Genomic DNA, 19,484 nt, shown 5'->3' with positions numbered 1-19,484 from the left:
CGTCGACCCGCAAAGCGTGTCCACGGCGGCGCAGCTACGAGACGGCATGGCAGCGCTCCTTGAGCTCGCGCCGCGGGTTGGGGTGCCTGCGCGAGAACCACACAGCTATCGGACGGTGGGTCGTAGACGGTACCTACGCCGCATTCGGCAGCGTTGCTCGCTGGCGGCGACAATGCCGTCACGATGACAGCCAGCGCGAAAGCGGCCGGGCCACTGAGTGCCAAACGATTAGCCATGCTGAGCATCACAAATCTCCGTGCAGGCAAATCGTAGGCCCCACCGCGTTGCTGCGGAAGGGGCCGATGGACCCTTTTTGGTCGCCGACTCACGCCCTCGCGCCGCACGGCGGTCGGTCCTGATCCGCCGCAGGCGTGCCTGTCCCCGGCGAACGTCACGACCCGGTTAGGGGTGGCCCGGGACGCCTTCCAGATCTCCCTGGATGCCTTGCATATCCCCTTGAATGCCCTGCAACTTTCCTTCGATCGCCTGCAGATCGGAGAGAACGCTCTGATAGGCCGGCTGCATCTCATCCGGCGTCGCCGGTTGAGATTTGGGGCAGTACGCGACGATGGCACCGGCGGTGACTTGCGCGCTCTGGTTGGCGTCCCATATCGACGACCGCTGCAGGAACGCCACGGCGTCGGCGAAATTGGGCTGGCGCGCCAGGAAGTCACACACCGCGTGCCCCTGGGTCATCACGTATTCCTGGCTGGGGAACGGTACGCCTTCCTGCTTCAACGCGGCGATCAACGCCATGTCGGCAATCTCGATCCGCGGAGCGGATGCCGTCGGCGCCATCCGACTGGGCGGCGCGGACGCCGTCGGCGGGGTTTCGGTCGGCTGTGCCGATGAATCCCGTTGGTGGACCGTGAACATCACCACCACCGCGGCGGCCATGGCTGCCAGAGAGAGCGGCAGCGCCGCGAGGAGACCCAATCGGCGCCGCACGCCGCCGGGTGAACGAAGGCTGGTGCCCAACTTGCGGGCTCCCCGGGGGTCGGCGCCAGTCCCGCCCGCACGCATGTCTGCCGCATTGGGGCGAGGTGTCCCCGCGGTGTGCGCCAGGAGTTCGTCGAGCAGTTCGTCGATCTCCCGGGACGACGGCTGACCTCCGCGTTCGCCGACCGATCGGCGCCCCAGGGCGATGCGCCGCAATTCCGAATCGATCGTCTCGCGGTCGCGCATATCAACAGTCTGAGAGCGTCACGACCATGGCACAAGTCCCGGTAACGGGCGACAAGCCGAACACCGGCGAGGCCGCCGTCAACACCCTCGAACGTCGGCCGATATGGGCTAGTCACGTCCCCTCGCAGCTTTCGCCCGCCAGCGCTGGATCCGGGCATGAAAACCGTTCTGCCGCATCGTATTACATATTTGAGTTGCCGGGCATGCTACGCTGCCCGGGGATGCCCGTCGGCATCCGTTCGAAAATGAGAGAAGTTGAAGGTATGACACAGGGAACTGTGAAATGGTTTAACAGCGAAAAGGGCTTCGGCTTTATCGCTCCGGACGGCGGCGCAGCAGATGTGTTCGTCCACTACTCGGAGATCCAGGGGACCGGCTACCGATCCCTCGAGGAGAACCAGAGGGTTGAGTTCAATATCGAGCAGGGGACCAAGGGTCCGCAGGCGGTCGGAGTAACCGCCGTTTAGCGCGAGTCCTACTCGAAGTGGGCTGGTGGGTGCTTTCCCGCCAGCCCACAGCGCGTTAAGGGGGCCCTGCCTGCCCGGCAGTTGCGAGGGCGTCGGGTGCGGACGTACGGCGCGCAGGCCCGCGTCGGGAAGAGCATCAAGGGGCGCGGCGAGCGAGGGCGTGTAGATTGGTGTCAGCAGTTTCGCACTGCCCCATAGCCATTTTGTGCAGACGAGCGCATCCACGAATCGATCCCTCTTCGCTCGACACACCATGTCGGGCCGAAGCCAACCCAAGAGGACCCGAGTTATGACATCGTCCGATCTGTTTTCGCATCGCTACGAGCCCGAGGTCGTGTCACACCCCGCCGGCGATTCGGAGCCCGTGCAACTTCCGACTTTCTCCGACGGTCCGAAGAAGGATTCGGCCTCCACGACGCCATCCTGATCACCCTGAGCGGGAACGGCTGACGCGTCAGTCTCGTTCTGGCGCAGCCGCTTCGGTCGTCGATCGGCCCGACACCTACTCGGGCGGAGGCGGAACGGGACTGGGCGGGGGCCCTTCCGGCGGGGGCGGTGGAGCCGGTGACCGATGCGAGCAGTCGGGCACGTAGATCAACGTTCCCCCGACCATCGTCCAGCCGATGGAACACCCCGGCGGCAGCTGCGGCGGCGAATCGGGCGCGGCGACCAGCGCCGTCATGATTGCCGCGATCATCGCCGGACGCATGAGGCGTTGGACAAACTTCGGCACTGCCCGTCCCGAAGCCCGGCCGATTTCGGTTCGTCTCGCGACTGATTCAGGCGGGGCGGCGGGCATTTAACTATTCCACTCTGCTGGGAAGCCGATACTCAAGTGTGAGATGGATGGCCGCCGGTCGCAACTTGGGCAGATTGCCCGGCGGTGCGGCGCCGAACTGTTCGGCCGCCGCATTGATGTCGCGCGGTCTGATGCGGAAGACTGTTCAGGGCAATCGACGAAAGTGATTCACCGTGAACTCCGACCGGGTTGTCGCTGCGCCGCTGCTGGGCGCGGTGATGTTTGCACTCGTCGGCTGCTCGGTGTCAACCGCGAAGCCGATCGCCACTTCAGCGACCACGGCGGCCGCGGTGCCCGTTGCTTCGAGAACCGTTGCGGCAGCCCCGAACCCACCACTTGGCGCGCAACCCCAATTGGCATCGGACCCGGCTCAGCTGGCCGACAATCTCGTCGCCGACGAGCGCGCGCTGCGGGACCCGTCGACGCCGGAGCCGGCATTGGTGGCCGCGGCGCACCGCGAACAGGCCGCCTACCGCGCCATCGGGCGACACCCAGAGTGGGACTCGGTCACGCGTCCGCGCATCCCGGCGGAGCTTATCGACGTCTACGACCGCAACCTCGACGCCCGCCGCGAGCTCCAGGCGATGACGCCCGCGAAGGGCACGCTGCCCGCCTGGCGGATCGAGCCGCCCGTTCCCGCCGACGAACTGATGAGCGATTACCACGCAGCGGAAGCGGAGACGGGGGTCGGCTGGAACTACCTGGCCGCGATCAACCTGGTCGAGACCCGCTTCGGCAGCATCAACGGCGTGAGCACCGCGGGCGCGCAGGGACCCATGCAGTTCTTGCCGTCGACATTCGCCGCCTACGGCCAGGGCGGTGATGTCCACTCCCCGCGCGACAGCATCACGGCGGCTGGCCGCTTCCTGGCCGCCAACGGATTCGCCAACGACCCCGACCGCGCGATCTACGGCTACAACCACGCCCACGAATACGTCCGGGCGGTCGACCAATACGCCACGCTGATCGCGAACGATCCCGCCGCCTTCCCCACCTACTATCGGTGGGACGTCTATTACGTCACCACCGCCGGCGATGTGCTGCTACCGATCGGATACGAGGCGCCGTCCCCGATCCCGGTCGAGGACTATCTGGCGACGCACCCGCAGTAACCCGCGTCGATCAGAGGTACTTCAGCGCGATGTCCTGCAGGTGCGACCGCACGTCTTGCCCGGTGGCCTTCTCCAACTTGATCCCCAGCTCGCCCGCGAGGTTGACGAAGCCCATCAGCAGCATGATTTCGCCGTCGGGCTCGTCAATGACGTTCTCGACGAGGCGGTTCCAAGCGAATTCGTTGCCGCTGTCCGACGTCCAGGCCGTCATCACGTCGATCGCGCGGCGGACGTTCTCTCGCACATCCATTCACGGAGCCTGCCATGCGCTCCGGATCGCCGCCCGCCGACGGGCGCGCCCGGTGGGCCGGCGCGCCCGTCGGACCGTCAGTAGAGCGGAACCCAGACTCCCATGTACCAGAAGCCCCAACCGCCGAACTGCCAGTTGAAGACGGGGATGGCGGTGTAGCTGTCGTATTGGAAAGGCCCGAAATCGACCTGCGCGACGGCGACGTCACGCTGGGGCCCGGACCACGGCCGGTTCCAGCCACCCGGAGGCGGCGGACCGTCCCAGCCTCCCGGCGGGGGCGCGCCGACCCAGTGCGGCGGCGGGTGGCCGGGCGCCGGACCGTCGTTCCAACCGTGGCCCCGCGGGGGCGGCGGGGGCGGTGCCCCGTGGTCGACGATGCTGAAGCCCGCCCGCGCATCGCCGGGTCCGCCTACTTGGGCGTTGCCGCTCACGTACGTCCCGCGTGGAACGTAGGGCTGGTGCGGGGGCTGGGTGCTCGGCGGGTTGAGGGCCTGCCTGCCCTGCGGCGGCTGATTGTGCTCGTTCGCGGGCGCGTTGGGTTGCCCGCCGGGGCCGTTCTGGTTTTGGTTGCCCGGCTGGTTGCCCGGGCCGCCCTGCTGCGGGTTCTGCCAGTGTTCGTTGGGGGCCGGCGAATTCTGGCCGCCCTGCGGCGGGTTGTTCTGGCCGCCCTGCGGCGGATTCTGCCCGTGCTCATTGGGGGCAGGCGAGTTCTGCCCACCCTGGGGCGGGTTGTTCTGCCCACCCTGCGGCGGGTTGTTCTGGCCGCCCTGCGGCGGATTCTGTCCGTGTCCACCCGGCGGCGGATTGTTCTGCCCGCCCGGCGCTCCGCCAGGTCCGCTCTGCTGACCACCGGGACCACCCTGCTGACCGCCGGGGCCACCGCCCTGCTGACCGCCGGGGCCACCGGGGTTGCCCCCGCCACCGCCCGGGTTTCCCCCGCCGCCACCGCCGTGGCAACCGGGGCAGGGCGGCGCCGGGTCGAGCGGTGCCGCAAAGGCCGAGCCCGCGTTCAAAGTGACCGTGGAGAGGCTCAACCCCGCCGCGACCGCCGCCGCACTGACGACACGTTTCATAGACATAGCTGCGTCCCCTCTTCGGTGTCGATCGGCTGCACTACGGGCATGTCACGTCCAATTCGAATGGCTTGGTCACCTGCTGGGGTTGTTGCGGGTTGCTCATGTCGAGTCCGGTCGCGGTGCCCTTGATGGCGTACGTCTTTCCGTTCACCGCGGCCCCCGCGTTACCGCCTTGGTTGGGAGCCGCGTCGGAGAAGCCGAGCGTGATGCCGTTGACGCTGCCGAGCCCGACCGAGTGGACGATGGGCGGGTTCGCGTTGCTGATTACGGCGCCGACCCCGGCCGTCGGGTCGCCGATGCCGATGTTGGTGTTGTCTCCCGACGGGGTGCAGGTGACCTGGCCGCTGACGTTTTGTGCCTGACCGTCGACGATGACCTGCGGACCGGACGCCGCGGGTGCCGACGAGCCCGACGATCCGGTGCTTGACTTGTTGCTCGAACAGCCGGCGCATGCTGCGGCCACCACGGCCACGCTCGCCACGCCGACGACAATCCCACGCTTCACTAACGCTCTCCTTCGTGTCGCTGGTGTCGCACTGCACAACTCATTGGCTTCGTTCACGTAGCGAGCCCTCACCGATGCCGCGGGACGCCGAATACCCGGTACCCAACAGCGGTAAACGCCGTGTTACGCGTGCACGGCCGCGGCTTCTCTCGGCGACGCTTCTCTCAAGGAAGAACGTGTATTCCCCACTTGCCCAGCAGTGGATCGATCAGCGCGAAGTCGGTCGTGTAGTCGTCACCATCCGGTGACGACATCAGCAGGCCTACCGCACTTACGGTGCCGTCAGGGTTCTTGACGAAACCGGGGCTTCCGCTGTCGCCGTTGAGACTGAACACGCTGGCGGTTACCACCCCGTCCTCTACATGTTTGACGGAACCACAGGTTTCACCGGTAACCGCGCCAAGTTTGCAGAAGGGCATACCCTCACGAATTTGCTGCTGGCTCAGCACATCCCGAACCACATACCTGCCGCCGACATCTCCCGACGGCGCACCCACGCTCGGGTCGAGCAGGATGATCGCGGCGTCCCTGGTGTCGCCCTCCTTCTCGCTGGCGGTGATCTTCCCCAGCGGAACGTCACCCCCGTACGTCCACAGCGAACCATCATGGGCGTCACAGTGGCCGCTGGTCATCAGGTAGTAACTGCCGTCATTGCCCTGCGCCGCGAAACCTGCTGTGCACGAGCTATTTTCATCTTCCACCTTGATGCCCGGCGTCACGCCGCCGTCCGCTCGGGCCGGGTTCGCCACCGTCGTCGCAACGACGACCACAGCACCCACCAAGCCCAACCCTCGCAACCACCGCATGGCCACGCCGCCTCTCTTGAAGTGTCGGGCAGCATGTTAACAGCGGCAGCGGGTTTCGGCCCCCTGGCCGGTCCGCCGCGGGCCGACGACCGCGCCGCACCGTATTACGCGCACGACAAAAATTCAGTCGGGCAACAGTTTTCGTTCAGCCACCGACCGTCAGTCGCTGACATGCCGGGCAAGAAAGCCCAGCACGGCGTCGGCGAAGACGTCGTTGCGATCGCCGGCGACCATGTGTCCTGCGCCGCGCACATCGGTGAACTCGACCTGCGGGAAGCGCTCCAGAAATTCGTCGGCGCGTTCCTGGCTGACAAGGTCACTCATCTGGCCCCGAATCAACAGCATCGGCACGCCGCCGCGCAGTATCGCGTCCACCGCCGCGTGCATCCGATCGGGGTCGGTGACCTCGAACGGCGGAAAAGCGGCGGTCCCGCTGATGAACTGGGGATCCCAATGCCAATACCAGCGATCGCCACGGCGGCGGAGGTTCGTGGTGAGCCCGTCCAAGTCGGTCGGCCTGGGCCGGTGCGGGTTGTACTCGGCGATCGCGTCGGCGACCTCGTCGAGCGAAGCGAAGCCGGATTCCACCCGTTCCGACATGAAGGCATGTATCCGGTTGGCTCCGGACTGGTCCATGTTTGGAACGATGTCGACCAAAACGACCGCGCTGGCGATGCCCGGCGCGAGCTCGCCCGCCAGCAGCATCGAGGTGAACCCGCCCAACGAGGCGCCGACCAATACCGGCTGCGGCGGCAGTGTGCTCAGCACCTCTTGGACGTCGCCGGCGAAGCTGACGACGCGGTAGTCGCCCTCATCGGACCAATCGGATTCGCCGTGGCCGCGCAGGTCGACAGTGACGGCTTGCCACCCACGCTGGGCGACGGCGGCGGCGGCCTTGCCCCACGAGCGGCGGGTCTGTCCGCCGCCGTGCAGGAACACCACGGCCCGCGCGTCGGGATCTCCCAGCCGGTCCGCGACGATGCGGACGCCACCGGGCCCCTGGATCGAAAACGGTTCGACTGCCATTGGCATCAGGTGATACTAAGCCGCTCCCATACGATTCAGCGGGGCGTCCAGAGGAGAAAACGATGAAGCTCGACGAGTACATGTCGCTGGACGCGACCGCATTGGCCGAACTGGTCGCGGCCAACCAGGTCACGGCGCCCGAGCTTTTGGCGCTGGCGCGGCAACGAGCCGACGCGGTCAATCCGCGGTTGAACGCGATCGTCCGCCCGCTGGGCGACGTGGCGGACAGGCGGGCCGCGGATGCGGACCTGAGCGGGCCGTTCGCGGGCGTCCCGTTCGTGATCAAGGATCTCGCGCAGGAGTACCGCGGTTTTCCGACCTCGAGCGGTTCCCGGTCGCTGGCCAACGACGTGGCCGACCGGCACGCATTGGTCACTCAGCGGTTCCTGGACGCGGGACTGGTGATTTTCGCGATGACCAACACCCCCGAGTTCGGCGCCAAGGGCGTGACGGAGTCCGATTATTGGGGCCCGGCGCGGAACCCGTGGAACACCGGCCACACTCCCGGCGGCTCGTCGGGCGGGTCCGGGGCGGCGGTCGCGGCGGGGATCGTTCCGGCCGCGGGGGCCAACGACGGAGGCGGATCGATCCGCATCCCCGCCGCCTGCAATGGGCTCGTCGGCCTCAAGCTGAGCCGGGGGCTGTCGCCCTACGGCCCACAAACGGGCGAGCCGATGTTCGGGATGGTGACCCAGGGCGTCGTCTCGCGCACCGTGCGTGACAGCGCCGCACTGTGCGACGCGATCGTCGGGCGTGATGCGCATGCAGCGTACGAAGTCGCCCTTCCGCGAGGCACTTTCGCCGACCACATCAAGCGTCATCCTGAGCCGCTGCGGATCGGCTACTCCTGGGCCTCGGCGATCAACCCGGAACCTGATCGGGAATCCGTCGCGGCGGTGGAACGGGCGGCGAGCCTCCTCGGCGATCTAGGGCATCGGGTCGAGGAGGTGGCGCCCCCGTACGACGACGCCGCCCTGGCCCGCGACTTTCTCACCATCTGGTTCGCACAGCTCTACCACCACGTCGCGGACGCCAGGCAACGCACCGGCGCCCGCGACCACGATTTTGAGGCCGACACCTTGGCTGTGAGTGAATTAGCCAGGGCCACAGGAGTTTTAGCACCCATCTTCGCACTGGAAAACAGAAACGACCACATCCGATCCCTCGCCACGTTCCACGAGAGCTTCGATTGCCTGCTGACGCCCACCTTGGCCGCGCCGCCGCTGAAGATCGGCGCCACGGCGACGCCGCGGCCCCTGCAATGGGTTGCCCGCGCGGCCAGCACGCTGCGCGCGGGAAAAGTCATGGCGCGCAGCGGGATCCTCGATCAACTGATTCAGGAAAACTTGGGCTGGGTGCCCTACACGCAGCTGGCCAACATCACCGGGCGACCCGCGATCAGTGTGCCGCTGCACTGGACCGACGGCGGACTTCCCCTCGGCGTGCAGCTGGTAGGACGGCTCGGTGCGGACGGCGATCTTCTCCGGGTGGCGGCCCAACTCGAAGAAGCAAGCCCGTGGGCTCACCGCCATCCGGCGCCCGCGTGACTAGCCCGATGTTCCGGGCTCGCCTTCCGGTCCGCGATCGCCTCGCCACAGCCGGGCGAACCGCTTGGCGACGTCGCCAATCCGGTTGCCCGACCGTTGGGAAGCCTTGATCCTGCCGAGAGTCTGTTTCCCCTCCGCGGCGTAGTCCTTGACGGTTTCGTCGCCTTCCTCAGCGCGCATCCTTAACCTCCGCTCCTGGTAAAGCTTGGTGTCGCCGCCCCCGGACGCTCGGGCGGTTCCGACGGCGTCAAACGTTCCGGCGGCTCGGCCGGTTTGAGCCGTTCCGGTGTTTCGGTCGGCGTGAGCCGCTCAGGCGTTACATCGGGAGTGCCACGCTCCGGTGGCTCGCTGGTCTCCCACATTGAGGCCTCCGATCGGCTCATCAAGGCCTACCCGCCGACCCGGGGGGTCGAAACGCCTACGACCCTCGGCTCAGGACACAGGTTCCTTGCTGGCTTTGACCGGCACGGTGCTGGGCGGCAATTTGAGCAGGTTGCCGTGCAGACTCCCCCGCGTGGTGCGCACAGCCACCAGCAGCCAGGTGAACAGCAGCCCGGCATACGCGATGGCCGCGGCCACCCGGAACGCGGGCAGATGGGTGTGCCCGGCGAGCTGGGAGGTGCCCGTGACGAAGGTTCCGACCGGAAAGGTCAGGCTCCACCACGTCAGCGCGAACGGCATCCCGCGCCGCAGTGTGCGAACGGTCAGCGCGGTGGCCAGCGCGATCCACAACATCGCGAAGCCCCACACCGGAACTCCGTAGAGGATCGCGAAGGCGTTGAGGTCCTCCGCCAGTTCACGATCCACGGCCAGCCCGGCGTTGGTTCCCAGAAGACCTGCGGCCGTGATGGACTGCCCGAGCGGGCCCAACACAATCCACAGCGTGGGCACGCGCGCAGAGCCCGAGGTTCCGTACAACGTCAGGCGTGCCCAGATCATCGCGATGATGTTCAGGGAAGCCAGCAACGACAGCCCGAACATCGCGTAGCAGCCGAAGAGCATGGTCTCGCGCCCGGTGCCCGCCGTCATGTGTGGCAGCAGCAGCGCACCCGTGGCCGCGGTCACCATGGGCGGGACCACGGGCATCAGCCAGCCGCCGAAAGCCGCGTCGGGTTCGACGTTGTGCTGGGTGAACATCAGGTACGGAATGCTCACCGCGGTGAACAGCCCGCCCAGCGTGCCGCCCGTCCAGAGCACCCAGTCGAGGTCGACGGCGATGCGCTCACCGATCAGGTCCCTTCCGACGAGCACCGCTCCCCCGCCGACCGTCATCAGGGCCATGGGCGCCGCGCCGTAGAAGTGCGCCATCTGCGGGTTGCGCGCGTGGGTGCGCGCCACGGTGGGGTGACGCAGCCAGTGACCACCCACCAGGACGATCAGCGCCACGAGCAGGACCGCCGCGATCACCCAGACCACTTGGGCGAATGCGCGCAACCCGGCCACGTGGACCGGCAGGGTGGCACCGGCGACGGCCACAATGCCGGTGCCCATCACCGAGGCGAACCAGTTGGGTCCGATGTTGCCCAGTACGTCGACCCGGGTCTGCGGCGATGTCGCGCCGCCCGGGTTTGCAGTGGCCATAGCTGAGAAACCCTACTGCGCGTGACCGAAACGGGAAGGTATGCCGCTTAGACTCCAACGGTGATGCATCCGGCACCCACGATGGCGCAAGGCTTCAACCGAGTCCCGGTGAGGGTAGGGATTGCCGTGCTGGTGGTGCTGGCCCTGCTGGCCGCACCCATCAAACAACGATGCGGGGCGCCGGGCCTCTCGTGCGCGACGGCGGTGGACGCCCAAGGCAACATCCACTATTACTACGAGGTGGAACCGCTGGGCGTGTACTTCGCCGAGATCCTGACCGGCACGAACATCACCATCTTCTACGAATCCGGCGACGACCTCGTCAAGGCCCGCTAACCGTCGTACCGGCTCGGTAACGACTTCGAGTCGGTCTCGTGGGCGGTGTGACCTAGTCGAGACCACCGCGCGACGCTCTGACCGGAAAATGCTGGTCAGGCGAAGATCCGTGCGGAAAATTCACGCCCGGGCCGCCGGCCGGGGCCCGGGTTGGGGCCGTTCTCGATTGGGGCCTTCACAGCAAGCTAACGCATACTTGACACCATGCTTGAAGCGACATCGCCGCAAACCGCCGGTGCGGTACGTGGCGATGCGCTGGGTGTGGGCAGAGGTTTGTGATGGCCCGCTCGGGCGGCGCCCATCGCCGCCATCGAGCCGTCCGTCAGCCCTCCCGCTTCCGCAAGGGGCTGACGCGCACCCTGGGCGCGCTGGTCTCGGTGGCCGCGATCGGGTTGACTGGGGCGGGTTACTACGTGGCCCACGGCGCGCTCGGTGGCATCACCGTTTCAAACGCCCTGCAGCCCGACGACCCGCGGTCCAGCGGCGACGACATGAACATCCTGCTGATCGGGCTGGACTCGCGCAAGGATCAGGACGGCAACGACCTGCCGTGGTCGATCCTGAAGCACCTGCACGCCGGCGATTCCGACGACGGCGGCTACAACACCAACACGCTGATCCTCGTGCATGTGAGCGCCGACAACAAAGTCGTCGCCTTCTCGATCCCCCGTGACGACTGGGTGGCCTTCAACGGGGTCCCCGGCTACAACCACATCAAGATCAAGGAGGCGTACGGCCTCACCAAGCAGTACGTCGCCAACAAGCTCGCCAATCAGGGCAACATCAGCCAAAAGGAACTCGAGACAAAGGGCCGTGAAGCCGGCCGAGCGGCGACGCTGCGCGCGGTGCGCAGCCTGACCGGTGTTCCCATCGACTACTTCGCCGAGGTCAACCTGGCCGGGTTCTACGACCTGGCCCAGACGCTCGGCGGGGTCGAGGTCTGCCTCAACCACCCCGTCTATGACTCCTACTCCGGCGCCGACTTCCCGGCCGGGCGGCAGACGTTGGACGCCTCGGAGGCGCTGTCCTTCGTCCGGCAGCGCCATGGCCTGGAAAACGGGGACCTGGACCGCACCCACCGCCAGCAGGCGTTCATCTCTTCGGTGATGCAGGAGTTGCAGGCCGCGGGGACCTTCACCAACCTGGACAAGCTCAAGAGCCTGATGGCGGTGGCGCGCAAGGACGTGGTGCTGTCGGCCGGGTGGGACGAGGACATGATCCAGCGGCTCGGCTCGCTGGCGTCCAGCGGCAAGGTCGAGTTCCGGACGCTGCCGGTGGTGCGCTACGACAACATCGACGGCCAGGACGTCAACATCATCGACCCGGCCGCGATCAAGGCCGAGGTGGCGACGGCCATCGGCGCCTCGCCCCCCACCACGACGCCCGCGACCACGGCCGCCAAGCCGAGCCCGTCGACCGTCGTCGATGTGATCAATGCCGGCAGCATGAGCGGCCTCGCGACCGAGGTGTCCCGCGCGCTGCAGAACCACGGCTACACCACCGGTCAGACCCGCGACCGCAATTCGGGCGAACCGACCGCGAGCACGGTCGCCTACGGTGCGGGCGCCGAGACCGACGCGCGCAACGTGGCCAAGCTGCTCGGCCTCGACGCGCCCAGTCAGCCCGACCCCAACGTCCAGCCCGGACACATCCGGGTGACCGTCGATACCAACTTCTCGGTGTCGACGGTGGACGGTGGCACATCGGACGAAACGTCGAGCACCACGACGTCCAGCAAGGCCAAGCCGTACTACTACAACGGCACAACCACGACCTACCCGACGCCCGATCAGGGCAAGCCGATCGACGGCGGCGGCGTGCCGTGCGTTAACTAGCGGCGATCGCAAGCGCGGCGAAGCCGGGCGCCGCGGGTCGCCGCCATCGAGCCAGCCGCGATCGCAAGCGCGGCGAAGCCGGGCGCCGCGGGTCGCCGCCATCGAGCCAGCGGCGATCGCAAGCGCGGCGAAGCCGGGCGCCGCTTCGCTCAGGCGTGGGTACCGCCGTCGATGCGGATTTCGGTTCCGGTGATGAACGCGCCGTCCTCGGACACCAGCATGGCGATCACCCCGGCGACCACGCTAGGGTCGGCCATCCCGGTGCCGCTGGATTCCACCGTGGTCGGCAGGATCGGCATCAGCCGCGAAAAGAGCGCCCAGTCAGCGTCTTTCGGGATGTACCCGCCGGTCGCGTCGGTGATCCCGGACTTGATGCTGCCCGGTGCCACGCACACAGCGCGCAGGCCGTCGCGGGCGTATTCGAGCGCCAGCGAATGGGTGAAGGCCTGGATTCCGCCCTTGCTCGCGGCGTATGCCGCCATGTAGGGGTGGGCAAACGATGCCGAGGTCGAGCTGAAGTTGACGATCGCGCTGCGCGAATTCGCCAGGAGCGTCGGAAGCGCTTCCCGGACAACGAGAAACGTGCCGGTCAGGTTCACACCGATGATCTGGTTCCACAGATCCAGGGTGGTCTCATGGGTGTGCGCCGCGCGCAGGATGCCGGCGGCGTTGACCAATGAATCCAGGCCGCCGAGCGTCTCGACGGCCAAGCACACGCCGTCGATCACCGAATCCTCGTTGCCCACATCCATCGGCAGGGTGGTGAGGCGGTCGGCGGTGGTGGCCTCGTCCGCCCGGGCCCGGGTGGCGTCCAGGCCGTCCTCCGCGACGTCGGAGGCCACGACGGTGGCGCCTTCGTCGAGCAGCCGCAACGCGGTCGCCTGCCCGATGCCCGACGCGGCGCCGGTCACCAGGACCCGTTTGCCCTCGAGTCGCTTCATTGCTCTCCCGTCACTAGGCGTGCCCATCATCGTAAGGAGCGGGCACAGTGGAGGCATGGACATCGGATTCATCGGCCTGGGAAAGATGGGCCAGGGCATGGCCACGAACCTCGTGCAGGCGGGCCACCGCGTCACGGTCTACAACCGCTCCCCCGAAAAGGCGGAGCCGCTCGTGCAGGCCGGCGCGACCGCGGCGCACACCGTCGCCGACGCGTGCCGCGGCGAGGTCGTCTTCACCATGCTGGCCGACGACCGGGCCGTCGAGGGCGTGGCCTTCGACGACGGCGGCATCGTCGCGTCGCTGGCTCCGGACGCCACGCACGTCTCGTCGAGCACCATCAGCGTCGCCCTCTCGGAGCGCCTGGCGGCCGCGCACGGCGAGGCGGGCCAGCGGTACGCCGCGGCGCCGGTGTTCGGCCGGCCCGAAGCGGCCGCGGCGGCAAAGCTTTTCGTGGTCGCGGCGGGCGAGCCGCAGGTGTTGCAGCCGTTGACCCCGTTGTTCGACGCGATCGGGCAGCGCACCTTCGTGGTGTCCGAGGAGCCGCACACCGCCAACCTGGTGAAGCTGAGCGGCAACTTCTTGATCGCTTCGGTGATCGAGAGCCTCAGCGAGGCCGTCGCGCTGGTTGCCAAGGCCGGGGTCGACAGGCAGCAGTACGTGGACATCCTGACGTCGACGTTGTTCTCCGCACCCGCGTATCAGACCTACGGCGGATTGATCGCGCGGCGGCAGTTCGAACCGGCCGGCTTCGCCGCCCAGCTCGGCCTCAAAGACGTTCGGCTGGCCCTGGCCGCCGCGGAGCAGCTGGAAGTGCCAATGCCGGTGGCCAGCCTGCTGCGCGACCGCTTCCTCACGCTGGTGGCGACGGGCGCCGGGCACTTGGACTGGTCGGCGCTGGCCACGCTCGCCGACCGGGACGCCGGCCTGTTGTCAGACGACCCCGCGTAACCCGTCGGCCCCGAACGCGGGTTCCAGCATGGCCGAATAGTCCGGGCCGCGGCGCAGCATCAGCCCGCCGTCCACGTTGATGACCTGCCCGGTGATGTAGCAGGCGGCGTCGCTGAGCAGGAACATCGCCAGGTTGGCGACGTCCTCGACCTCACCGGGGCGGGGCAGCGGCGTGCACACGCGATAGTCCTCGCTCACCTCCGGCAGGGCGAACACCGGCGCCACCAGATCCGTGCGAATCAGCCCCGGCCGGATGCTGTTGACCCGCACCCAGGACGGGCCGAGCTCGTCGGCGGCCAACTGCATCATGTGGTCCACGGCCGACTTGCTGACCCCGTAGGCGCCGAACCAGCGGTGGGTGTTGCTGGCCGCGATCGACGAGATCCCGATGAACGAACCACCGCCACCGCGGACCAGCTCGCGCGCGACGTGCTTGAGCACGTACATGGTGCCGTTGACGTTGAGGTCGACGGTGCGTCGCCAGCCCTCCGAGTCGATCTGGGTGATCGGCCCGATCGTCTCCGAGCCGCCCGCGCAATGCACCGCCCCGTGCAGTTGACCGTGCCAGGCCGTCGCGGCGTCCACCGCGCGGGCCACCTCCTCCTCGTTGGTGACGTCGGTCGGCTCGTAGCGGATGGAACCGCTGCCTGAAAGCCCTTCGATCTCGCTGACCGCGCCCGCCAGCCGGTCGGGGTTGCGGCCGACGATCATGACCGAGGCGCCCGACGCGACCAGGCCGGCGGCCACGCCCTTGCCGATCCCGCTGCCACCGCCGGTGACCAGATACGTCCGGTTTTCGAATGAAAGCTGCACGCGACGCCCTCTCGAACTGGAACAGGTTCTAGATATCGAACCATGCGGAAAACTCGCCGCGGCGACGGGTGCTCGCCACAGCGGTCACAGCGGCCCCCGAGCGAGAGCGATGGACGACGTGCCCGCCTCCGCGCGACAACCGCGCGCTATGGCGTATCGCGGCGGGCGATCTGCGTCGGCTTGGCGTTGCGCCAGTCCTCGACGTCGGGCGGCAAGCCGACGGCGTACCGGTTCTCGTTGTGCGCCGCCCAATGGGCGTGCCCCAGCTCGTGGATGTGGAACGCGTGCCGCAGCGCCTCGGTGAATCCCATGGCGTCGGAGGCGGCGTTGACCGAGTCCTTGACGAGCAGCGCCGCCATCGTGGGCCGGTCGGCGATCCGCCGGGCGAATTCCAATGTCTTGTCGGCCAACTCGTCGACGGGGAACACCTTGGAGACCATGCCGAGCCGGTAGGCCTCGTCGGCGTCCAGCGCATCACCGGTCAACAGCAGCTCCTTGGCCTTGCGCGGCCCGAATTCCCAAGGGTGGGCGTAATATTCGACGCCCGGCATTCCCAAGCGGACCGCGACCACATCGCTGAACTTGGCATTGTCGGCGGCCACGATCAGGTCGCACGCCCAGATCAGCATCAGCCCCGCGGAGATCGCATTGCCCTGCACCTGGGCGATGGTGATCTTGCGCAGGTCGCGCCAGCGGCAGGTGTTCTGGAAGAAGTAGTGCCACTCCTGGAGGTAGATCTTCTCCGCGATCGGGTCCCGCGTCCCACCGTTGATGCGGAAGCTCGGCAGCTGGCTGCGCTCGGCGATCGCCAACTCGGAGCCGAGGTCGTGACCCGCGGAGAAGTTGCGACCCCGCGCCGCCAGGATCACCACGCGCACGGTGTCGTCGGCCTCGGCGCGCAGAAACGCCTCGTCGAGCTGGATCAGCAGGCCGCGGCTTTGCGCGTTGTGTGCGTCGGGCCGGTTGAGCCAGATTCGCGCGATGCGGCCCTCGTCGAGGGTTTCGTAGCTCACCAACTCGTCAGGCTCGGAGTTGCCCGTCTGGGAATCGGCTTGCTCTGAGAGTGTCATTCGGCCCACCTCACTCGTTGTCAGGTTCGACGTCGTTACACATTACGGCCAGTGTGTAAGCGCGCCGCCGCTGGGTGGGCACTGCGAATCCGAACATCAAGTCCTCGCCCACCTGCTCATCCTCCCATCACCTACAGTTAAGTCATGGCTACGAAATCTGACCCTGGCGAGATCGGCGACGTCGAACCGGTCGCCGACAGCACCGCCAGCCAGGCCAGGCGAGTCGTCGCGGCGTACGCGACCGACGCCGACGAGTGCCGCGTCTTCCTGTCCATGCTCGGCATTGGGCCCGCAAAACTCGACGCGTAGATGGCTCCCGGGGACGGGCACGACTCAACCTTCGGGAATTCCGACTTCGTGGTGGTCGCCAACCGGCTGCCGGTAGACCAGGAGCGGCTTCCCGACGGTAGCCGCGCGTGGAAGCGCAGCCCCGGCGGCCTGGTCACCGCACTGGAGCCGCTCCTGCGTCGCCGGCGGGGCGCGTGGGTCGGCTGGGCCGGCGTCGCCGAGGAAGAGACCGACTTCGACGACGAGCCGATCGTCCAGGAGGATCTGGAACTGCGCCCGGTTCGGCTCAGCGCCGACGACATCGCCCAGTACTACGAGGGATTCTCGAACGCCACGCTGTGGCCGCTCTACCACGACGTCATCGTCAAGCCGATCTACCACCGGGAATGGTGGGAACGCTACGTGGAGGTCAACCGGCGATTCGCTGAGGCCACCTCCCGCGCCGCCGCCCAGGGCGCGACCGTCTGGGTGCAGGACTACCAGCTGCAACTGGTGCCCAAGATGCTGCGGGAGCTGCGGCCGGACCTGACCATCGGCTTCTTCCTGCACATCCCCTTCCCGCCGGTGGAGCTGTTCATGCAGTTGCCCTGGCGCACCGAGATCGTGGAGGGGCTTCTCGGCGCCGACCTGGTGGGCTTCCACCTGGCCGGGGGCGCCCAGAACTTCCTGTTTCTGTCCCGGCGGTTGATCGGCGTCAACACCTCCCGCGGGTCGGTCGGCGTGCGCTCCCGGTTCGGTGAGGTCGAACTCGGTTCGCGCGTCGTCCGGGTGGGCGCCTTCCCCATCTCCATCGATTCCGGTTCGCTCGACCAGGCCGCCCGTGACCGCGATGTCAGGCGCCGCGCCCGGGAGATCCGGGCCGAGTTGGGCAACCCCCGCAAGGTGCTGCTCGGGGTCGACCGGCTCGACTACACCAAGGGCATCGATGTGCGGCTCAAGGCGTTTTCCGAGCTGCTCGCGGAGGGCCGCGCGAAACGCGACGACACCGTGCTGGTCCAGCTGGCGACGCCGAGCCGCGAACGCGTGGAGAGCTACCAGATCCTGCGCAACGACATCGAACGCCAGGTGGGCCACATCAACGGCGAGTACGCGGAGGTCGGCCATCCGGTGGTGCACTACCTGCACCGTCCGGTCCCCCGCAACGAGTTGATCGCCTTCTTCGTGGCCGCCGACGTCATGCTGGTCACCCCGCTACGCGATGGCATGAACCTGGTGGCCAAGGAGTACGTCGCCTGCCGCAGCGACCTCGGCGGTGCGCTGGTGCTGTCCGAGTTCACCGGCGCGGCCGCCGAGCTCCGCCAGGCGTACCTGGTCAATCCGCACGACCTCGACGGGGTCAAGGACGCGATCGAAGCGGCGCTCAACCAGAACGTCGAGGAGGGCAGGCGCCGGATGCGGTCGATGCGGCGCCAGGTGCTGGCCCACGACGTCGACCGCTGGGCGCGGTCTTTCCTCGACGCGTTGGCGGAGCCGCGGAACGCCGAGTGAGCGGCGCAAACCCATGGTGTTGCGGCGCAAACGCTGTGATACTCGATGGATCGGTGCAGGGGAAGGGTCCGGAAGGGAGGGCATCGTGAAGCTCCGTCGCGGACTGGCCGCCGGCGCCGGCATCTTCTCGGCAGTCGCCATCGGAATCGCGCTGGAATCGGGTGAACCGGCCAAGGCGCTGGGACCACCCGCGGACGGCAATTACAGCTACAACGAGGCGGGCGTCTCCGGGGTCACCTGGACCGTTACGGCACTCTGCGATCAACCTTCCGGTACCCGGAACATGAACGACTATTCCGACCCGGTCGTGTTCGCAATGAACTGCGCCCTGAACATCGTGAGTTTCACCGACGAGCAGATCAGCGCCGCGGACAAGCTGCAGAATTTCAGCGGCCGGGCGCGCATGTCGAGCATGCTGTGGACGTTCAAGGTGGATAAGGCCAACGGCGTCTCCTGCCCGGGGGGCGGCACCGCGCCCTCCACCGAGACGTGGGCCTTCAGCGATGAAACGATGAGCGGCACCCACACCACGCTGCACGGCGCCGTTTGCGGGATGGAACCGGCGATGAAAAAGCAGCCGTTCTCATTGGCCTTGACCGGCCCGCCGCCCAGCCCCGTCGAGCGTTATCCGTTGTACTGCAACGGGATTGCGATGTGCTACTAGGCCGAGGCGCTAGATCGGCGTGATGTAGGCGATCAGCCATTGCTTGCCGATCTTTTTGAAGTCCACCCGCAACCGGCTGCCGTCGTAGAGCGGCTGGCGTGTTTTGTCGGTGACCGTGCGGTTCATGTAGACCATCAGCGACGCCGATTCGCGTTTGGCGGACATGACTCCCACGCCCACGACGCTGGCCTGGACGACCACCTCACGCTTCTTGGCCTCCGGAATGATCTGCGCGTTGGCGCTTTTCCGGAATTCCTGACGATAGTCGGGGGTCAGCAACGGATACGCATCGCTGAGGCTGCGCTCAACCGTCTGATAGTCGTAGGCGAAGACCTCCGGAATTTCCTTGGTCGCCAACCCCGGTAACACCGCGCGCGCCGCCTCCTCACCGCGCGTCTGCACCCGCCCCCAGTAGAACCAACCGGCCGCCGCCGACAACCCGACGAACACCACGATCAACAGGTAGCCCGCGATGACGAGCGGCCAGCGCCGCCACCGCATCAATTGCCCCCGTTGGGATATTTGATGTCGTAACCCGTCATCTTGCCCTGCTCGTCCTCGTGCACGATGACTCGCAACCGGTAGGGCATCGAGGGCTTGTTCACGCCGTCGATGTCGGCAACCGTGACCCGCACCGACACCAGCACGGAGGCGTTGTCGGTGACGTTGTCGATGCCCTCCAGGGCGGCGCCGTTGATGACGGCTTCCGACGTCGCGTTGGTCGAACGGAAGATCGCCTTGAGGTT

22 protein-coding genes and 1 pseudogene are annotated in these 19,484 nt (G+C 67.4%); 9 read left to right on the top strand and 14 right to left on the bottom strand.

Features of this window, described 5'->3' with window-relative positions; all coding sequences use genetic code 11:
• Window positions 1–402: 402 nt before the first annotated feature.
• A complete protein-coding gene (locus A5681_RS25860) occupies window positions 403–1,185 on the bottom strand; it encodes a DUF732 domain-containing protein (protein WP_067282854.1) in 783 nt (260 codons plus the stop codon).
• Between the two features lie 263 nt (window positions 1,186–1,448).
• On the opposite strand from A5681_RS25860, the gene A5681_RS25855 reads away from it, so the two are divergent.
• Window positions 1,449–1,652: a cold-shock protein gene (locus A5681_RS25855; RefSeq protein ID WP_067282851.1), complete on the top strand. Its 204-nt coding sequence runs from the start codon at window positions 1,449–1,451 to the stop codon at window positions 1,650–1,652.
• 502 nt (window positions 1,653–2,154) lie between these two features.
• Here the strand turns inward: A5681_RS25855 and A5681_RS27325 are convergent.
• Window positions 2,155–2,385 carry a hypothetical protein gene (locus tag A5681_RS27325; RefSeq protein WP_156738165.1) on the bottom strand — a complete coding sequence of 77 codons (231 nt, stop codon included), beginning with the start codon at window positions 2,383–2,385 and terminating at the stop codon, window positions 2,155–2,157.
• Between the two features lie 284 nt (window positions 2,386–2,669).
• Here A5681_RS27325 and A5681_RS25850 point away from each other — a divergent pair, with 284 nt between their 5' ends.
• On the top strand, window positions 2,670–3,563 hold the full coding sequence (locus A5681_RS25850; RefSeq protein ID WP_067282863.1) for a transglycosylase SLT domain-containing protein: 894 nt from the start codon (window positions 2,670–2,672) through the stop codon (window positions 3,561–3,563).
• Between the two features lie 10 nt (window positions 3,564–3,573).
• On the opposite strand, the gene A5681_RS25845 is transcribed toward A5681_RS25850, so the two are convergent.
• The 5 genes from A5681_RS25845 to A5681_RS25825 form a co-directional block, all read right to left on the bottom strand.
• Window positions 3,574–3,813: a hypothetical protein gene (locus A5681_RS25845; protein WP_067282847.1), complete on the bottom strand. Its 240-nt coding sequence runs from the start codon at window positions 3,811–3,813 to the stop codon at window positions 3,574–3,576.
• Between the two features lie 77 nt (window positions 3,814–3,890).
• Complete coding sequence (locus A5681_RS25840; protein WP_067282843.1) at window positions 3,891–4,886, bottom strand: MAP_0585 family protein; 996 nt, start codon at window positions 4,884–4,886, stop codon at window positions 3,891–3,893.
• Between the two features lie 40 nt (window positions 4,887–4,926).
• Window positions 4,927–5,394, bottom strand: a complete 468-nt coding sequence (locus tag A5681_RS25835; RefSeq protein WP_067282839.1) for a lipoprotein LpqH — start codon at window positions 5,392–5,394, stop codon at window positions 4,927–4,929.
• Window positions 5,395–5,558: 164 nt separating this feature from the next.
• Window positions 5,559–6,206: a trypsin gene (locus tag A5681_RS25830; RefSeq protein ID WP_067282835.1), complete on the bottom strand. Its 648-nt coding sequence runs from the start codon at window positions 6,204–6,206 to the stop codon at window positions 5,559–5,561.
• Between the two features lie 153 nt (window positions 6,207–6,359).
• The gene (locus A5681_RS25825) at window positions 6,360–7,226 is read right to left on the bottom strand and encodes an alpha/beta fold hydrolase (RefSeq protein ID WP_197498730.1); all 867 of its coding nucleotides are present in this window, start codon (window positions 7,224–7,226) and stop codon (window positions 6,360–6,362) included.
• A gap of 62 nt (window positions 7,227–7,288) precedes the next feature.
• Between A5681_RS25825 and A5681_RS25820 the strand changes: the two genes are divergently transcribed.
• Window positions 7,289–8,773, top strand: coding sequence for an amidase (locus A5681_RS25820; protein ID WP_067282832.1), 1,485 nt, complete (start codon window positions 7,289–7,291; stop codon window positions 8,771–8,773).
• Here A5681_RS25820 and A5681_RS25815 read toward each other — a convergent pair whose 3' ends face one another.
• Both A5681_RS25815 and A5681_RS25810 read right to left on the bottom strand, forming a co-directional pair.
• Window positions 8,774–8,953, bottom strand: a complete 180-nt coding sequence (locus tag A5681_RS25815) for a hypothetical protein (protein WP_067282828.1) — start codon at window positions 8,951–8,953, stop codon at window positions 8,774–8,776.
• 252 nt (window positions 8,954–9,205) lie between these two features.
• Entirely contained in the window at window positions 9,206–10,354 is a 1,149-nt protein-coding gene (locus tag A5681_RS25810; RefSeq protein WP_067282824.1) for a TDT family transporter, read from the bottom strand.
• Between the two features lie 81 nt (window positions 10,355–10,435).
• Here A5681_RS25810 and A5681_RS25805 point away from each other — a divergent pair, with 81 nt between their 5' ends.
• Both A5681_RS25805 and A5681_RS25800 read left to right on the top strand, forming a co-directional pair.
• The gene (locus tag A5681_RS25805; RefSeq protein WP_156738166.1) at window positions 10,436–10,690 is read left to right on the top strand and encodes a hypothetical protein; all 255 of its coding nucleotides are present in this window, start codon (window positions 10,436–10,438) and stop codon (window positions 10,688–10,690) included.
• Between the two features lie 278 nt (window positions 10,691–10,968).
• Window positions 10,969–12,525 (top strand): LCP family protein, encoded by a 1,557-nt coding sequence (locus A5681_RS25800; protein ID WP_067282819.1) that lies wholly within the window; start codon window positions 10,969–10,971, stop codon window positions 12,523–12,525.
• Window positions 12,526–12,674: 149 nt separating this feature from the next.
• Here the strand turns inward: A5681_RS25800 and A5681_RS25795 are convergent, their stop codons facing one another.
• On the bottom strand, window positions 12,675–13,466 hold the full coding sequence (locus A5681_RS25795; RefSeq protein ID WP_067282817.1) for an SDR family NAD(P)-dependent oxidoreductase: 792 nt from the start codon (window positions 13,464–13,466) through the stop codon (window positions 12,675–12,677).
• Window positions 13,467–13,521: 55 nt separating this feature from the next.
• Between A5681_RS25795 and A5681_RS25790 the strand changes: the two genes are divergently transcribed.
• Window positions 13,522–14,415, top strand: coding sequence for an NAD(P)-dependent oxidoreductase (locus A5681_RS25790; RefSeq protein ID WP_067282814.1), 894 nt, complete (start codon window positions 13,522–13,524; stop codon window positions 14,413–14,415).
• On the opposite strand, the gene A5681_RS25785 is transcribed toward A5681_RS25790, so the two are convergent.
• Together A5681_RS25785 and A5681_RS25780 are read right to left on the bottom strand one after the other, a co-directional pair.
• Entirely contained in the window at window positions 14,398–15,228 is an 831-nt protein-coding gene (locus A5681_RS25785; RefSeq protein ID WP_067282810.1) for an SDR family oxidoreductase, read from the bottom strand. The genes A5681_RS25790 and A5681_RS25785 overlap by 18 nt on opposite strands.
• Window positions 15,229–15,374: 146 nt before the next feature.
• The gene (locus A5681_RS25780; protein ID WP_067282805.1) at window positions 15,375–16,298 is read right to left on the bottom strand and encodes an enoyl-CoA hydratase; all 924 of its coding nucleotides are present in this window, start codon (window positions 16,296–16,298) and stop codon (window positions 15,375–15,377) included.
• Window positions 16,299–16,442: 144 nt separating this feature from the next.
• Here A5681_RS25780 and A5681_RS27320 point away from each other — a divergent pair, with 144 nt between their 5' ends.
• From A5681_RS27320 to A5681_RS25770, 3 genes are all read left to right on the top strand, one after another.
• Window positions 16,443–16,607 carry a hypothetical protein gene (locus A5681_RS27320; RefSeq protein WP_007166428.1) on the top strand — a complete coding sequence of 55 codons (165 nt, stop codon included), beginning with the start codon at window positions 16,443–16,445 and terminating at the stop codon, window positions 16,605–16,607.
• Window positions 16,608–18,074: an alpha,alpha-trehalose-phosphate synthase (UDP-forming) gene (locus A5681_RS25775; protein WP_067282801.1), complete on the top strand. Its 1,467-nt coding sequence runs from the start codon at window positions 16,608–16,610 to the stop codon at window positions 18,072–18,074. It abuts the gene before it with no gap.
• 85 nt (window positions 18,075–18,159) lie between these two features.
• Window positions 18,160–18,738, top strand: coding sequence for a hypothetical protein (locus tag A5681_RS25770; protein WP_067282798.1), 579 nt, complete (start codon window positions 18,160–18,162; stop codon window positions 18,736–18,738).
• Between the two features lie 9 nt (window positions 18,739–18,747).
• Here the strand turns inward: A5681_RS25770 and A5681_RS25765 are convergent, their stop codons facing one another.
• Complete coding sequence (locus tag A5681_RS25765; RefSeq protein ID WP_067282794.1) at window positions 18,748–19,239, bottom strand: mammalian cell entry protein; 492 nt, start codon at window positions 19,237–19,239, stop codon at window positions 18,748–18,750.
• Window positions 19,239–19,484, bottom strand: a pseudogene (locus A5681_RS25760) (mammalian cell entry protein); the annotation flags it as partial. The pseudogene A5681_RS25760 and the gene A5681_RS25765, both read right to left, overlap by 1 nt.

The sequence above is a fragment of the Mycobacterium scrofulaceum genome (assembly GCF_001667885.1).
Lineage (GTDB): Bacteria > Actinomycetota > Actinomycetes > Mycobacteriales > Mycobacteriaceae > Mycobacterium > Mycobacterium scrofulaceum_C.
This window is presented reverse-complemented; position numbering and strand designations above follow the sequence as displayed.

Coding starts and splice junctions, on each gene's coding strand:
- A5681_RS25820 (WP_067282832.1), top strand. CDS start 7,289: ATGAAGCTCGACGAGTACATGTCGCTGGACGCGACCGCATTGGCCGAA.
- A5681_RS25795 (WP_067282817.1), bottom strand. CDS start 13,466: ATGAAGCGACTCGAGGGCAAACGGGTCCTGGTGACCGGCGCCGCGTCG.
- A5681_RS25825 (WP_197498730.1), bottom strand. CDS start 7,226: ATGGCAGTCGAACCGTTTTCGATCCAGGGGCCCGGTGGCGTCCGCATC.
- A5681_RS25860 (WP_067282854.1), bottom strand. CDS start 1,185: ATGCGCGACCGCGAGACGATCGATTCGGAATTGCGGCGCATCGCCCTG.
- A5681_RS25805 (WP_156738166.1), top strand. CDS start 10,436: ATGGCGCAAGGCTTCAACCGAGTCCCGGTGAGGGTAGGGATTGCCGTG.
- A5681_RS25855 (WP_067282851.1), top strand. CDS start 1,449: ATGACACAGGGAACTGTGAAATGGTTTAACAGCGAAAAGGGCTTCGGC.
- A5681_RS25775 (WP_067282801.1), top strand. CDS start 16,608: ATGGCTCCCGGGGACGGGCACGACTCAACCTTCGGGAATTCCGACTTC.
- A5681_RS25780 (WP_067282805.1), bottom strand. CDS start 16,298: ATGACACTCTCAGAGCAAGCCGATTCCCAGACGGGCAACTCCGAGCCT.
- A5681_RS25810 (WP_067282824.1), bottom strand. CDS start 10,354: ATGGCCACTGCAAACCCGGGCGGCGCGACATCGCCGCAGACCCGGGTC.
- A5681_RS27320 (WP_007166428.1), top strand. CDS start 16,443: ATGGCTACGAAATCTGACCCTGGCGAGATCGGCGACGTCGAACCGGTC.
- A5681_RS25840 (WP_067282843.1), bottom strand. CDS start 4,886: ATGAAACGTGTCGTCAGTGCGGCGGCGGTCGCGGCGGGGTTGAGCCTC.
- A5681_RS25850 (WP_067282863.1), top strand. CDS start 2,670: ATGTTTGCACTCGTCGGCTGCTCGGTGTCAACCGCGAAGCCGATCGCC.
- A5681_RS25800 (WP_067282819.1), top strand. CDS start 10,969: ATGGCCCGCTCGGGCGGCGCCCATCGCCGCCATCGAGCCGTCCGTCAG.
- A5681_RS25845 (WP_067282847.1), bottom strand. CDS start 3,813: ATGGATGTGCGAGAGAACGTCCGCCGCGCGATCGACGTGATGACGGCC.
- A5681_RS25815 (WP_067282828.1), bottom strand. CDS start 8,953: ATGCGCGCTGAGGAAGGCGACGAAACCGTCAAGGACTACGCCGCGGAG.
- A5681_RS25790 (WP_067282814.1), top strand. CDS start 13,522: ATGGACATCGGATTCATCGGCCTGGGAAAGATGGGCCAGGGCATGGCC.
- A5681_RS25765 (WP_067282794.1), bottom strand. CDS start 19,239: ATGCGGTGGCGGCGCTGGCCGCTCGTCATCGCGGGCTACCTGTTGATC.